Origin of the sequence: Nocardia sp. NPDC005998, assembly GCF_040614395.1 — a bacterium.
In the GTDB taxonomy this organism is placed as follows: Bacteria; Actinomycetota; Actinomycetes; order Mycobacteriales; family Mycobacteriaceae; genus Nocardia.
Genome location: NZ_JBEXUI010000037.1, coordinates 40,284 through 53,570, shown reverse-complemented (window position 1 = coordinate 53,570; position 13,287 = coordinate 40,284). Strand labels below are relative to the sequence as shown.

11 protein-coding genes are annotated in these 13,287 nt (G+C 65.2%); 5 read left to right on the top strand and 6 right to left on the bottom strand.

The window, feature by feature from the left end; translation table 11 throughout:
• The first annotated feature begins 158 nt into the window (after positions 1–158).
• Entirely contained in the window at positions 159–3,401 is a 3,243-nt protein-coding gene (locus ABZ293_RS33690; RefSeq protein WP_355187354.1) for a protein kinase, read from the top strand.
• 19 nt (positions 3,402–3,420) lie between these two features.
• On the opposite strand, the gene ABZ293_RS33685 is transcribed toward ABZ293_RS33690, so the two are convergent.
• Both ABZ293_RS33685 and ABZ293_RS33680 read right to left on the bottom strand, forming a co-directional pair.
• Positions 3,421–4,794 carry a carotenoid oxygenase family protein gene (locus tag ABZ293_RS33685; RefSeq protein WP_355187352.1) on the bottom strand — a complete coding sequence of 458 codons (1,374 nt, stop codon included), beginning with the start codon at positions 4,792–4,794 and terminating at the stop codon, positions 3,421–3,423.
• A 16-nt stretch (positions 4,795–4,810) separates the two neighbouring features.
• Positions 4,811–5,641 (bottom strand): alpha/beta hydrolase, encoded by an 831-nt coding sequence (locus ABZ293_RS33680; protein WP_355187351.1) that lies wholly within the window; start codon positions 5,639–5,641, stop codon positions 4,811–4,813.
• Between the two features lie 63 nt (positions 5,642–5,704).
• Here ABZ293_RS33680 and ABZ293_RS33675 point away from each other — a divergent pair, with 63 nt between their 5' ends.
• Positions 5,705–6,247, top strand: a complete 543-nt coding sequence (locus ABZ293_RS33675; RefSeq protein ID WP_355187349.1) for a helix-turn-helix domain-containing protein — start codon at positions 5,705–5,707, stop codon at positions 6,245–6,247.
• 215 nt (positions 6,248–6,462) lie between these two features.
• Here ABZ293_RS33675 and ABZ293_RS33670 read toward each other — a convergent pair whose 3' ends face one another.
• The 3 genes from ABZ293_RS33670 to ABZ293_RS33660 all read right to left on the bottom strand — a co-directional run bounded on the left by ABZ293_RS33670 (position 6,463) and on the right by ABZ293_RS33660 (position 8,173).
• Positions 6,463–7,098 (bottom strand): hypothetical protein, encoded by a 636-nt coding sequence (locus ABZ293_RS33670; RefSeq protein WP_355187347.1) that lies wholly within the window; start codon positions 7,096–7,098, stop codon positions 6,463–6,465.
• Positions 7,099–7,382: 284 nt separating this feature from the next.
• The gene (locus ABZ293_RS33665; protein WP_355187346.1) at positions 7,383–7,907 is read right to left on the bottom strand and encodes an FAD-dependent monooxygenase; all 525 of its coding nucleotides are present in this window, start codon (positions 7,905–7,907) and stop codon (positions 7,383–7,385) included.
• 83 nt (positions 7,908–7,990) lie between these two features.
• Positions 7,991–8,173 carry a hypothetical protein gene (locus tag ABZ293_RS33660; RefSeq protein WP_355187344.1) on the bottom strand — a complete coding sequence of 61 codons (183 nt, stop codon included), beginning with the start codon at positions 8,171–8,173 and terminating at the stop codon, positions 7,991–7,993.
• 127 nt (positions 8,174–8,300) lie between these two features.
• Between ABZ293_RS33660 and ABZ293_RS33655 the strand changes: the two genes are divergently transcribed.
• Positions 8,301–9,680 (top strand): serine hydrolase domain-containing protein, encoded by a 1,380-nt coding sequence (locus ABZ293_RS33655; protein WP_355187342.1) that lies wholly within the window; start codon positions 8,301–8,303, stop codon positions 9,678–9,680.
• A gap of 40 nt (positions 9,681–9,720) precedes the next feature.
• Complete coding sequence (locus tag ABZ293_RS33650; RefSeq protein ID WP_355187340.1) at positions 9,721–10,455, top strand: MerR family transcriptional regulator; 735 nt, start codon at positions 9,721–9,723, stop codon at positions 10,453–10,455.
• A 368-nt stretch (positions 10,456–10,823) separates the two neighbouring features.
• On the opposite strand, the gene ABZ293_RS33645 is transcribed toward ABZ293_RS33650, so the two are convergent.
• Positions 10,824–11,507 carry a TetR/AcrR family transcriptional regulator gene (locus ABZ293_RS33645; protein WP_355187338.1) on the bottom strand — a complete coding sequence of 228 codons (684 nt, stop codon included), beginning with the start codon at positions 11,505–11,507 and terminating at the stop codon, positions 10,824–10,826.
• A gap of 65 nt (positions 11,508–11,572) precedes the next feature.
• Between ABZ293_RS33645 and ABZ293_RS33640 the strand changes: the two genes are divergently transcribed.
• Positions 11,573–13,096 carry a monooxygenase gene (locus ABZ293_RS33640; RefSeq protein ID WP_355187336.1) on the top strand — a complete coding sequence of 508 codons (1,524 nt, stop codon included), beginning with the start codon at positions 11,573–11,575 and terminating at the stop codon, positions 13,094–13,096.
• Positions 13,097–13,287 lie beyond the last annotated feature (191 nt).

Here is a 13,287-nt window from a genome sequence, read left to right as displayed (position 1 = left end):
CAGCGCATTCGAACGCAATCCGGGCGGTCGACATTCTGCGAACAATGGTCTGCGGTCCGAGTGCCACGTCAGGGCGTTGGAGAGCGCGAACGGCGTGCTTCGACGGGACCAGTCGGGATATTCTGGCTGGTGCCCGGTGGGTAGATCACGAGTAGCCGATGGTCGAGAGAGATCCGTTCAAGACGCAGCGTGATGTCGGTATTGAGGTCGTCACGGAGTTGAGCGCTGCTGGTTTCGCCGATGCCGAGGAGATCGGGCGGGGCGGTTTCGGGGAGGTGTTCCGCTGCACCCAGTCGGCCGTGGGGCGCACGGTCGCGGTGAAGGTGCTGACCGGCGAGCTGGATGAGAATCGGGAGCGTTTCTTTCGCGAGCAACGTGCGATGGGACGGCTGACCGGGCACCCGAATATCGTCGACATGCTCGAGGTCGGCGAAACCAGCAGCGGTCACCCCTACCTGGTCATGCCGTATCACGCTCGCGGGTCCTTGGATGCGCGCTTGCGCCGCGACGGTCCGTTGTCGCTGGCAGAGGTGCTGCACCTGGGGGTGAAGATCGCCGGGGCGCTGGAAACCGCGCATCGGGCACAAGTCCTGCACCGCGATATCAAGCCGGGAAATATCCTGCTCACCGACTACGGTGAGCCCGCGTTGACCGATTTCGGGATCGCCCACATCACCGGTGGATTCGAAACCGCGACCGGCACGGTCACCGGGTCCCCGGCGTTCACCGCACCGGAGGTCCTCGGTGGCGACGCCCCGAGCCGGGCCTCGGATGTGTACGGGCTGGGAGCCACGCTGTTCTGTGCGCTGACCGGGCATGCGGCCTTCGAGCGCCGCAGCGGCGAGGAGGTAGTCACGCAATTTCTGCGAATCACGCAGCAACCGGTACCGAATCTGCGTGAGCAAGGAATTCCCGACGATGTCTGCGCGGTGATCGAGGCTGCCATGTCACGCGAACCACGCGGCCGCCCCACCGCCGCGGAGTTGGGCGAGCAACTGCGCCAGGTGGAACGCGCTCGAGGTTTCGCGGTCGACGCGATGGCGCTGCCGACCGAACCAGGAGCCGAGCAGGCATCGGTTGTCACGCCGGTGCCCGCGGCGGGGAATCGCACCGGAAGCCTGCCGCTCGAGCTGACCAGCTTTGTCGACCGGCGGATCCAGGTGGCCGAGGTCAAGAACCTGCTGGCGGGGTCACGTCTGGTGACGCTGACCGGTATCGGCGGGGTCGGCAAAACACGGCTCGCGCTGCGCGTCGCCGACAAGGTGCAGCGAAATTTCACCGCCGGTGTGCGGCTGGTCGAGTTGAGTGATCTGCACGATGAGACATTATTGGTCGACGTCGTGGCCACCGCCCTTGGTCTGCGAAACCAGAGTGCCCGGCCGATGCTCGAGGTGCTTTTGGAGTTCTTGTTCACGCGCAATCTTCTGCTGGTGCTGGACAACTGCGAGCACATGATCGAAGCGGTCGCGGCGCTGACCGAATCACTGCTGCGCAACTGCCCGCAGGTGCGGATTCTGGCGACCAGTCGCGAGGCGCTCGGTATCGGTGGGGAGTCGGTGTTCGCGGTGCCCCCACTGGGGATCCCCGATCTGGCCAGCAAACGCGGGCCGCGCGGGTTGGCCCGCTACGACGCGGTGACGTTGTTCGCCGAACGGGGGGCCGCGGCCGTGCCGGGTTTCGAGGTAACCGATGACTCTCTGCTCAGCGTGGCCGGGATCTGTGCTCGACTCGACGGGCTTCCGTTGGCGATCGAGCTGGCCGCGGCCCGGCTGCGCACGATGTCGCCCGAGCAGATCCTGACTCGGCTCGACAACCGCTATGCCCTGCTGACTCGCGGGAGTCGTGGTGCCCCGATGCGCCAGCAGACCCTGCGGTGGTGCATCGGCTGGAGCTATGACTTGTGCACACCGGCCGAGCAGCGGCTCTGGATTCAGCTGTCGGTGTTCGCAGGCAGTTTCGAACTCGATGCCGCCGAGCAGGTATGCGGCACCGACCTCACCGAGGCGCACTTGCTCGACGCATTGTCCGCACTGGTCGACAAGTCGATCCTGATCCGCGAGGAAACCCAGGGCACAATCCGTTTCCGGATGCTCGAGACCGTTCAAGAATTCGCCAGCGAGCAAGCCGAGAACAGCGGGAGGTACCCGGAATACGTTCGGCGGCATCGAGATTGGTACGAGCGGTTGGCACTCCAGGCGGAAGCGGAATGGATCGGTCCGCACCAGCTGCAGTGGGTTGCCCGGTTGGAGCGGGAGCTGCCGAATCTGCGAAAAGCGCTGGAATTCAGCCTGTCCGAGTCGGGCGAAAGTGCGTTGCGGATCGTCAACGCCCTCTACATCTTCTGGACATCGCGTGGACGGCTCAGCGAGGGACGACGCTGGTGCGAGCGCGCGTTGGCCCAATCGACCGATGCACAGCCACTGAGTCGGGCCAAGGCTCGCTGCGGGGCCGCCACGATGGCCGTCCTGCAGGGTGACCTACCCGCCGCAGCCGAGAACGTGGCGCAGCTCGAGGCCCTGGCCGAGCAGACGACGGACCCACTGGTCGCAGCCCTGCTCGCCCACGCCAAGGGAAACTATTGTTCCGCGGGCGGTGCTGACAATCTGGCTCGTGCGAGTAGCCTGCTGGCCGATGCCATTGACAGCTACGAGGCATCCGGTGACCTCAAATCGCAGCTGGAAGCGCGGATTTCGCTCGGCTGGGCTTATGCACAACAGGGCGATACCACGCGGGCACTCGCGGACCTCGAGAAGGCGCTCGCGATCACCGAATCCGCCGGTGAAACAATGATTCGGTCGTGGGTGCTGTGGGCATTGGGATTCGCCGTGTGGCGAACGGGTGAGCCCGACCGCGCCGCGCCTCTGTTGCAGGAGGGAATTCGAGCGGCCCGACTGGTGTCCGATCCGGTCGTCGCCACCATCTGTTTGGAGGCACTGGCTTGGATCGCGACCGAGCAGCGCCATGCCCGCCGCGCCGCTACCCTGCTGGGTGCCGCCGATACGCTGAGCCACATCGGCGCCAGCGCCGTGTCCATGCTGCCCAATATGCTCGTCTACCACGAGGAATTCACCCGCCGCAGTCGCGAGATGCTCGGCGCGCGCGCATTCGAGGCGGCCCATCAGGAAGGCGCCGCAATGAGTTTCGATGCCGCAGCGGGCTTCGCACTCGGCGAGCGAGCCGAAGCGACCGCGCCGCCCCTCCGTTCAGGAGGAAAACTGACCAGGCGTGAGCGCCAGGTCGCCGATCTCGTTGCGCGCGGCCTGACCAACAAGGCGATCGCGGCCCGACTGGTGATTTCACCGCGCACCGCCGATGGACACGTGGAACATATCCTGACCAAACTGGGGTTCACCTCGCGCGCACAGATTGCGACATGGGCCGCCGAACAGCCCGAACTCTGAACTCTTCGTCACCGACTAACTACTCCTCGGCGATCCAGTTGCCGTGGAATCCGATCGGCACCCGCCGGGGCAGGCGCACGGCGGCTACCGGCCCGGCTTCGACGGCGGTGGCGTCGAGAATCCGCAGCTGCGAGGGCACATTCGTGTCGTCGTGGATGACGAGGGACATCAGCCAGCCGTCGTCCTCGCTGCGCGCGTCGGCCGCGGGGACGAACACCGCTTCACCCGCGTTCCAGCCCGAACCGAGCTGGTGCACAGTAGATTTGCCGGTATCGACGTCATACTTGACGATGGTTTCGCGGTCGACCGCGTAGAGGTACCGGTTCGGGCGGCTGACGTGGCGGGCGTGGACGGTCGGGAACTCCACCGACCGATCGTCGAGCGGCTGTTCGGCGACCCGGCCAGTCGCGGGGTCGAGCGCCCACCGGTAGAGCTGCTGACCGCGGCCGGTACCCGGCGAGGGGGTTTCTCCCGCCAGGGCGGGCCACGTGGAGTTCCACGCTCTCGCGTCGTATCGAATCGCATCCAGAATGACGCGACCCGAGCCATCTTCATAGGCGTTGCCGACGTGGAAGACATAGCAGGGTTCCACCTCGAACCAGCGCACTGGGCCGCCGTTCTTGCTCATCACACCGATGCGCGCGCCATAGTCGTCGCTCCAGTGGAAAGGCAGGCCCTTTCCCGAGAACTGAAGGGTGACAGGGAGATCCAGCCAGATTACGTGGTTTTCGGTGATCGCGAAGTCGTGCATCATGGTTGGCCCGGGCACATCGACCGGGGTACTGAACACCAATTCGCCAGCGGCGGAAAGCCGGTGGTAGGTGACGAATGGTGGCCGCGTGTCGCAGCCGAAGAAGTGTAATTCCCCGGTGATCGGGTCTTGCTTCGGATGCGCCGTCATGGCGGTGGTCAATCCGCCCGCGAAGTCGCACGCGCCGACGGTGTCCAGAGCTGGCGTGACTTCGATCGGAAAACTGCCCTCCACCAGAGCAAATAGCCGTCCGCCGTGGCGAATGATGGACGTGTTGGCCGTGCTGTAGGCCCGATTGATGTCGCCGTCCTCGCGCAGTGGCGAACCCCCGTCGAACTTCAGCGTGCGCACCCACCGGTTGCGGTACCACTGCGCCCGTCCATTGCTCAGGCGCACGCCGTGCAGCATGCCGTCGCCGACGAACCAGTGCGGGCTTATCTCGCCCGGCAACGGATTCGGCCCGTTGCGGAAGTACCGTCCATCCAGCTCTGCTGGCAACGCACCGGCCACTTCCAATTCGATCGAATCGATCTCGTCATCAATCGGTGCGTAGGGACCGGCCATGTAGCTCGGAAGGGGCGTTTCGCTGTCGAACTCGGGTGATTGGTGTCGCGGGTCCTCGGCTTTGCCGGATTGCTCCATAACTGCTCCCGGGATGCTAAGCGTTCACCAGTCGGCGAACCGCGGCAGCGACTTGCTCGGGTCGCTCGGCGGGGATGATGTGCTCGGAGACGGCATCCTCGTATTGCCCGCAGGCCTGTTCGGCGTATCGGCGCTGGTATTCGCGCATGACGTCGAGATTGCGAGCCTGGTAGCGGGCGGCGTGGATCGCCGAGATGACGATGACGCCGGATTTCGGTGGTTCTGGTGGGCGGCGGCGGAATTCGTCGATCGCCCCCGCGACGGCCGCTATTTCATGCCGGGTTGTGGCGAGCCCGGCGGGGGTGAAGTCTTCGGCCAGCATGGTCGCGTAGCTGTCGGCGGGGAACTTTCGCCCATAGGAGCGGGTCAGTATCCGCATGAGCGGTGGGAAGTGGCTCAGTGCCTGCTGCGCGGCGAGGATGCGGTCGGTCTTCTTGGCGGTCGGCGCCCAATTGTTGTAGTTCGGAGCGGCTTCCGGTGTCGGGTCGATGAGGACGAGCCCGGCTGGCGACAGCGTTTCGGCGGCGCGACGGACGATCAGCCCACCCATGCTGTGGCCCACCAGGATCACCCGCCCCGACGTGAGCGCCTGGACCAACGCCACCAGGGTGGCCGCCATGTCGTCGATGGTCTGCGGTTCGGCGGCGCTGCCGCTGCGGCCGCGACCGGCCCTGTCGTAGGCGACGGTATGCGCGATGTCCCCCAGTAACGGCACCACCCGATCCCAGAGCGTCCGCCCGGCGCCCCCACCGGATTCGAACACCACCCAGGTGTCCCCGGTGCCGGACTCTTCGAAGTAGATCTCGGTGCCGTTCACCATCATTCGACGCCCAGGAACATCCCGCATCGCGGTCACCCTTCCGTTCAATACCAACTTTGGGAAAGGTACCATATATGGGATAGTTACGGTATGGACCCGATCGAGTTGCTGCTCCACCCGGTGCGATTGCGCATCATCCACGCAATGTCCGGCGGCCGATTACGCACCGCAGGAGAGTTGTGCGACCGCATGCCCGATGTGCCCCGGACCAGCGTCTACCGCCAGCTCGGCCTGCTCATGGAGGGCGGAATGCTCGAGATCGGTGACGAGCGACGCGTGCGCGGCGCGGTGGAACGCTCCTACCGATTGCGACCCGACCGCCCGACCGTCTCCCCAGAGGCAAGCAGCGCAATGACCCCGCACGATCACCGCCAAGGGTTCGCCGCCGCCATGGCCGTCCTGATCGCCGAGTTCAACGCCTACCTCGATCAAGCCGACGCCGATCCCGTCGCCGACGCGGTCGGCTACCGCCAAGCCACGCTCTGGCTCAGCCCCGAGGAGCTCGACACCATGCTCACCGGCTTCCGCGACCTCGTCGCACCCCTCGCGGCGAACCAGCCCGGGCCGGGCCGCAGACCGTACTTGATCAGCCCGATCCTGTTCCCAGGCGAGAAACCAGCATCGCCGAGCTGACAGTGCTATCGCACGTTCGCCGCCCCCGGCACGCCGACGGCTTCGGGACTCCGGGGCCCGGGGTATCGCCACGGATTGAAACTTCGATTGTTGGCCTCGGAGTCACCGACTGGTCCGCGTCGGCCCGGAAAGTCCAACTGCCTCGGCGAGGCGATGCAGGGCCGTTGGGATCTCAGCGATGTAGCCGTTGACCGGTCTTCATGTTGCGCGCGGTGCTAGTTATGGATTTTCTCAAGGATGTTGGTGCTCAGTTCGTCGGGGAACAGGGGGACGCGGTTGGCCCTTGCACCGGTGATCAAGTCGTCGAAATCGCTGGTTATGTAATTGAAGTTGTCCCCGGTTATGCCGATTTCGTACATGCGGGGCAGCCTGGGCCACGAGCCGACCCTGTTCAGCTCGGCGGCTTCGTCTTTGCTCGGCTCGGTGCTGTAGTAGGACAGGAAACACCGGGCCTGGTGGTCGATCCCCTCGGCCTCGGTCCTGGCCAGCAGGTAGCGAAGTTGCAAGGCTCCACGCCCGATACCGCACACCGTGAGCGGTTCGCCGCCGTTCCTGTAGTTGATTGTGCGTGTGATCACCGACCGCAGGCTGTCGTAGGCCTTGCCGTCGAGGCTGTCGCTGGTGCTCAGGCACACCAGGATCAAGTCGTAGCTGGCGTTGTTGAGCATGGCGCGGAACGAATAGTCCGGGCTTGGGCTGTCGATTTCCTTGGCGAAGGCGTTGGGATCGACCGCCGCCTCGGCCGAGTCGCCGACCAGGATGAACGGGCGGACTATGCCGTTGCGGGAGGGGAACACCGCCGCGGTGCCGAGAGAGAGGTCCCACTTGGTGGCTGGTACGACACTGGTCATCGCCGAGCTCCTCACATGGTCGAAAGATCCGGAGAAGAAGTAGACGTGCAGCAAATACCCCTCACGTGGATGCTCCCGGGCCGACCAGGGAACATCGCGCGAGACCAGGTCCGATGCTACCTAGGCCCGCTCTGCTCCAACGGCTTTCGCGAGAAGCCGTGACCAGCGGGGAATCGGGAACGACGGGCGGTACCGGATCGAACCACGGCGTACGGGGACGTGGCGCCTCCCTGATCGGCAACGGGAACGAGGCCGAAGATCTCATCTCCCACGGCGGTCCCCGGTCACTCCATCTCGCACCCTTCTTTCTGGCTGGACTCCTGCCGGTGCAACCAGGCGCAGCCAGGCCGCCGCGAGTGCGGCGTGACCAGCTGGTGTCGGGTGCACGCCGTCCTCAGACCAGTACTCCGGTCCGGACCTGCGTCGAGGTTCGTCATCACGCCGTCCATTGCCGGGTTGGGCAGCCGGAACGGCAGTGCGGCAACGTCGACCTCGGCCGGATCGAGAACTATCCCGGCGAATTGGCCCACGCTCCGCGGGGGCGACGGCTCGTCCGCGTCGAGGTTCGCGTCGGGATCGTCGTGGACGCCCGAAGCCTTCAACAGCGGGTGCAGCATCCCGCGTCGGTAGAACGCCTCGACCGACGTGGCGGACAGACCCCGCATCCCGAGCGGGTCCGCCCGCCACGGGGAGCCGGGTTCCGCCTCCCGCTCGAGCCCCAGGACAGCACAGCCCGCGAGACCGAGCTCGCAGGCAAGGAAGAGACCAACCGGGCCGGCGCCCGCAATCACCACGTCGAATTCGTCCATGAATCAATGCTTTTCGAGAACTCTTGCACTGCCTGGTGCGATGCTTGCGGCGCGCTTGCACGGTCACCCGGAGATGGTGAGAACTACTGCGCGGCTTCGGTGTTCAAGTACACCACGAGATCCCGGGGAAGGCCGTGGGTGTCGTGCAGGTAGTGGTAGTCGTCGCTAGTGACCGGTTCCGGTGAAATGGCTGTGAGACAACACCTTTCGTCCGCGCTGGAGCGCAGATCGAATTTGCGTTCCTCGTCGAGCAGGATGGTGCGCATTTCGTGGGAGTGAACAGAATAAGACACCTCGAGGGGCGTTGGAATCCGGACCCGTTCGATCTCGCGGTGGGTGAGTTTCGACCAAGGGCTTGACCTTGCCCCGGGGGCAAGGTTCGAGCATATTGGCATGAACGAGATGACACAGCAATTGTTGGAATTCGTCGCGGACACGGCAGAGAAAATGGGCGTCCCGGGTGTCGCTGTCGGAGTGTCGACCGGTGGTCGAGAAGACTTCGCGTGCCATGGGGTGACGAGTGTGGACAATCCGCTTCCGGTGGACCGTGACACGATGTTCGTGGTCGGGTCGGTGAGTAAAACGTTCACCGCGACCGCGTTGATGCGGTTGGTCGCCGAGGGCCGGGTGGAGTTGGACGCACCGGTGCGGCGGTATGTCCCGGAATTCGCCCCCACCGATGCAGCCGCGGACAAGATCACCGTTTTGCGGCTGCTCAACCATACGGCTGGGCTGGAATGGAAGCTCGGCGTCGACACCGGCGAAGGCGACGACGCGTTGGCGCGGCACGCGGTGAAACTTGCCGAGTCGCCGCTGATCGCGGAACCGGGGGCGCGGCCGTCCTATAGCCAGGCGGGGTTCAACCTGGCCGGCCGAATCGTCGAGAACGTCACCGGGTCGACCTTCGAGCAGGCCGTCGCGTCGCTGTTGTTCGAACCGCTCGGACTGGCACACAGCTGTTACGCGGTCAGCGACGTGATGACCCGGCGATTTGCAGTGGGCCACAACGTCGATGCGAACGGTGTGCTCGCGGTGGCCCGGCAGTGGAAGGACAACCGTGCCAACAACCCGGGTGGCGGCGTCGTGACGTCGGTGGGGGATTTGCTGCGGTGGGCGCAGTTCCATCTCGGCGACGGCCGGACCGATGGCGGCGAGCGCATTCTGCCAATCGAACTGCTGTACGGGATGCGGGAGCAAACCGTGGAACTGCGCGGCAGCACATTGGGTGACGCATTCGGCATCTGCTGGTTCCTGCGCGAGGTGGACGGTGTCGCGACCATCGGGCACGGCGGGTCGGGCAACGGCCAGTTCGCCGACCTGCTCATCGTGCCGGAGCGGAACTTCGCCGTCGCCGTGACGTCGAACGCGGGCCCGGACGCGGGCCTCGCATTCAACCGAGCCCTGGTGAACTGGGTGCTCGAACACTACCTCGGCGTGATCGAACCCGACCCGGAACCGCTGCCCTACGACCAGGGGCGGGCAGCAGAGATCGCGGGGCACTACGAGAACGAGATGATGCGACTCACCCTCGACAACAACGAAGCGGTGTTGACGATCGGATGTGCTATCAAACCGGAGATCCGTGCCGCCGCGGACACCGAAATGCCACCCGACTTGCCACCGGCTACCCTCGGTCTGCTGCCCGGCGACGCGGACGAGTACATCGTCACCGACGGCGGCCTGCAGGGACAACGCGGATTCTTCACTCGTGACGAATCCGGCACCGTGACCGGAATCGATCTCGCTGGCCGATTTTTCGCCCGGATGCGATGACGGCCACGGATAGGTGGCACACCATCGAATGGAGACGCGCATGATCACGATCGGGCAGCTCGCGCGGTATGCGGGCGTGACGATCAAGGCCGTGCGCGTCTACCACGAGCGTGGCTTGCTGCCCGAGCCGGCGCGCGACTCGTCCGGCTATCGCCGCTACCGCGCCGAAGACGCCATCAATCTGGTCAAGATCAAGACACTGGTACGCGCCGGCGTGCCACTGGCGCGTGTCAAGCAATTGCTCACCGCGAACTCCGACGAGTTCGCGGCTGCAATCGCCGAGATCGACTGCCTGCTCGCCGAACGCGCCGAGGAGATCCGCCGAACCCGCGAGCAAATCGCCGAACTGGGTTGCGGCGAACGCCTGTTCGTATCCACCGATGTTGCCGAGTACCTCGACCGCCTGCAACACCTCGGGGTAAGCGAACGGGCAGTACAGATGGAACGCGACATCTGGATTCTGCTGCAATCGGTCGCCCCCGAACAGGCCGCGGAGTGGGCCACCGACAAGCTCGACGCCATCAGCGATCCGCAATTCCAGACCATCTACCTCGACTACGACGCGGCATTCGACTGGTCACCCGACGACCCACGCCTGGTGGACCTCGCCAACCGCACCCGACGGTGGCAGACCGCCAGGCGCACCGGAGCCGCCGGCCGGACAACCCCGACACTGGACCCGAAACTGACCCGCCTGGTCAGCGAATCCGTCGGAATCACCTCGCCGGCTTGGGAACAACTAACACGGATCGCCAAAAGGGCAACCGTTGAGTAACATTCCCGCTTCCCCGACAAGGACCAAGGTAGGCGGTCGACTCTCTGATTCCACCGATTTACACCCCTCCGAACACGCTCACCCGCTACAACACCCTCGTCATCGCCACCATCCAACAGTGCGAAATCACCGCCACACAGCACCGCAAGTCATACTGCGCGCCGCAGCCCGCACGCCCTTTTCGTAACGGGTACTTCGCTGCAGAGCGCGTCTCGTTACCAAGGTTTCGAGACCCAGTCCGGCGATGCTGTTGCCGCCGAAGGACTCCCAGCTCACGAAGTTGCGACTTGCACCGTTCGGTGGCGGTGTGTTCTCGCTGCGGATGCCGCTGTTCACAGTACGATCCGGCTGACCCGGGCCGTCGGGGATCAGGTGAGGCTGCGACCCCGCTGCCCGGATAAGGCCGAGATCAGCAGCTGGAGTCCGAATTCGAAGTGGATCGTGAAGTCTGGGTCGGTCAGGACCGACTCGGCGGCGGTGAGGTGCTCGAATCGGCCCGAGGCGAGTGCTTCGGTCAAGCGGACGGCGTCGGCCGGATCGGCGTTCACGGCTTGCTCTTCCAGTGTGTGGCCGAGGGTGTAGTGGACCACGGTGAGGGCGGCGCGAGCCGCATCGGCATTGGGGAAACCCGCGCTGCGGAGCACTCCGATGAGGGTGTCGGTGAAGCCGAGAGTGTGTGCGCCGGTGGGGTGGGTGCCTGCGAAAACCCTTGCCCCGTCGCGATAGCGCAATAAGGCCGCGCGCAAGCGGTGGGCGAGTTCGGCAACCTGCTCGGTCCAGTCGGCTGCGGCTGTCGGCTCGTCGCATCCAGCGAGCATGCGTTCGGCCATGGCTGTGAGTAGGTCGTTCTTGGTGGCGAAGTAGCGATACAGCGCGCTCGCCTGGGCGTCGATGGCGTCGGCGACGCGGCGCATCGTGAGGGCATCCAAGCCGATGTCGTCGAGTAGTTCCAGCGCGACCTCGACGGTGTGCGATGCGTTGAGTCGGGGTGTCCGTCCGCGGCCGGAGGCCTTTGTGGTGGACGCCGAGTTGGCGCTTGACAGGGTAGCCATACCCGGAACTATAGTGAACATCGTTCACGAGAACGTTGTTCACTAATTATTGTGGAGGTGGTTCGATGTCGGAAGTCGATGTATTGATCACGGGTGCGGGCCCGACCGGGCTGATGCTGGGCATCGAACTCGCGGCCGCCGGGGTACGGGTGCGGATCATCGAGCGGCGGATCGAGGCGCAGCAGAATTCCCGCGCGCTGACGTTGCATCCGCGCAGCATGGAGGTGCTGGACCAGCGCGGACTGGCCGATCGTTTCCGGGCCGAGGGACGGACCTTGCCCGGCTGGCATTTCGCGAGTCTGGACACTCGATTGTCGTTTGCGGCGCTGGATTCCCGGCACCCGTACACGCTGTTCCTCGCACAGGCGCGGACCGAGGAGTTACTGGCGGAGCGGGCGCAGGAGTCGGGTGTCGAGATTCTGCGTGGACGTGAGGTCACCGCTCTGAATCAAGAAGCGGAGTGGGTCGATGTCGAGGTGCGCGGTCGGGCGGGAACTGATTCGATGCGGGCCGGCTTCGTGGTGGGGTGCGATGGTGGCCGCAGTGTTGTGCGGGCGGGTGCGGGTATCGGGTTTCCTGGCACCGACGAGACGTTGACCGGGATGCTCGGCGATTTCGCGGTCGTCGAGCCGCAAAGTTTGGCGCAGGCAACTGAGTCCGGCGTGCTGGTGGTTCCGCTGGAGTCGGGGCTGACTCGTTTCGTCTTGATGGATCCGCGGCGGATTCGCACACCGTCGGCGGAGCCGGTGACCGAAGCCGAATTCCGCGACTCCTTGACCTATCTATGTGGAACTGATTGCGGCATAGCGCAACCGAGATGGCTGTCGCGTTTCGGCAATGCGACCCGGTTGGCCGAGCGCTACCGCGCCGGTCGAGTTCTGGTGGCGGGTGATGCCGCGCACATCCATTTCCCGGCCGCCGGACAGGGATTGAACACCGGGCTACAGGATGCGATGAACCTTGGTTGGAAGCTGGCCGCGCAGATCAATGGCTGGGCGCCACCAGGTCTGCTGGACACCTACGACAGTGAGCGCCGTCCGGTCGGTCAGGCGGTCACCGACAACACCGAAGTTCAGACGCTGCTCGCCGAGCTGACCCTGGTCGCCGAGTACCGGCGTCCCGCAGCGGCATTGCGCGCTCTGCTCGATGAGCTGCTGCAGATCGGCGAGGTCAACCGTCGACTGGCCGGGCTGGTCTCCGCGCTCGACACCGTCTATCCCGCCCCCGCCGGGGCGGATGTGCTGGTGGGGCGGCGGATGCCGGATATCGAAATGACCGACCGGAACGCGAAGTCGACGAGGGTCTACGAGCTGCTGCACGAGGGCCGTTTCGCGCTCCTCGATCTCGCCTCGGCGCCAAATTTCGAGGTCACCGGGTGGGCAGACCGGGTGGGCACCTTCACCGCGGCGACCCATGAACAGCGCGCGGATCTTGACGACGTCACCGAAATCCTCGTCCGCCCTGACGGGCATATCGCTTGGGCCACAAGAACTCTCGACCCATCGAAGCGTTCTGTCGAGCGAACCGAGGCACTCACGGCCTGGGCCGGTACGGCGGATGCGTTATCGCCGGCTTCGACCGCCGGATGAGGCACCGAGCCCCCAGCCGATCCGCGGCTGCCGGTCCTGTCTCTCTCGGCACAGTAAATGGCGCTGTGGAACAACCCGGTAGAGTCCGTGTCTCCTCGCGTGGCGCATACATCTCGACCTGAGCTCGGCGCGAGACCCGTGCCGACTTCCGATAAACAGCTAGCGAGCCGGACAGGTCGGTGAACTTCGGA

What these genes read in the sequence shown, in the direction of transcription:
- ABZ293_RS33690 (WP_355187354.1), top strand. Translation starts at nt 159, where the DNA reads ATGGTCGAGAGAGATCCGTTCAAGACGCAGCGTGATGTCGGTATTGAG.
- ABZ293_RS33685 (WP_355187352.1), bottom strand. Translation starts at nt 4,794, where the DNA reads ATGGAGCAATCCGGCAAAGCCGAGGACCCGCGACACCAATCACCCGAG.
- ABZ293_RS33680 (WP_355187351.1), bottom strand. Translation starts at nt 5,641, where the DNA reads ATGCGGGATGTTCCTGGGCGTCGAATGATGGTGAACGGCACCGAGATC.
- ABZ293_RS33675 (WP_355187349.1), top strand. Translation starts at nt 5,705, where the DNA reads ATGGACCCGATCGAGTTGCTGCTCCACCCGGTGCGATTGCGCATCATC.
- ABZ293_RS33670 (WP_355187347.1), bottom strand. Translation starts at nt 7,098, where the DNA reads ATGACCAGTGTCGTACCAGCCACCAAGTGGGACCTCTCTCTCGGCACC.
- ABZ293_RS33665 (WP_355187346.1), bottom strand. Translation starts at nt 7,907, where the DNA reads ATGGACGAATTCGACGTGGTGATTGCGGGCGCCGGCCCGGTTGGTCTC.
- ABZ293_RS33660 (WP_355187344.1), bottom strand. Translation starts at nt 8,173, where the DNA reads ATGCGCACCATCCTGCTCGACGAGGAACGCAAATTCGATCTGCGCTCC.
- ABZ293_RS33655 (WP_355187342.1), top strand. Translation starts at nt 8,301, where the DNA reads ATGAACGAGATGACACAGCAATTGTTGGAATTCGTCGCGGACACGGCA.
- ABZ293_RS33650 (WP_355187340.1), top strand. Translation starts at nt 9,721, where the DNA reads ATGATCACGATCGGGCAGCTCGCGCGGTATGCGGGCGTGACGATCAAG.
- ABZ293_RS33645 (WP_355187338.1), bottom strand. Translation starts at nt 11,507, where the DNA reads ATGGCTACCCTGTCAAGCGCCAACTCGGCGTCCACCACAAAGGCCTCC.
- ABZ293_RS33640 (WP_355187336.1), top strand. Translation starts at nt 11,573, where the DNA reads ATGTCGGAAGTCGATGTATTGATCACGGGTGCGGGCCCGACCGGGCTG.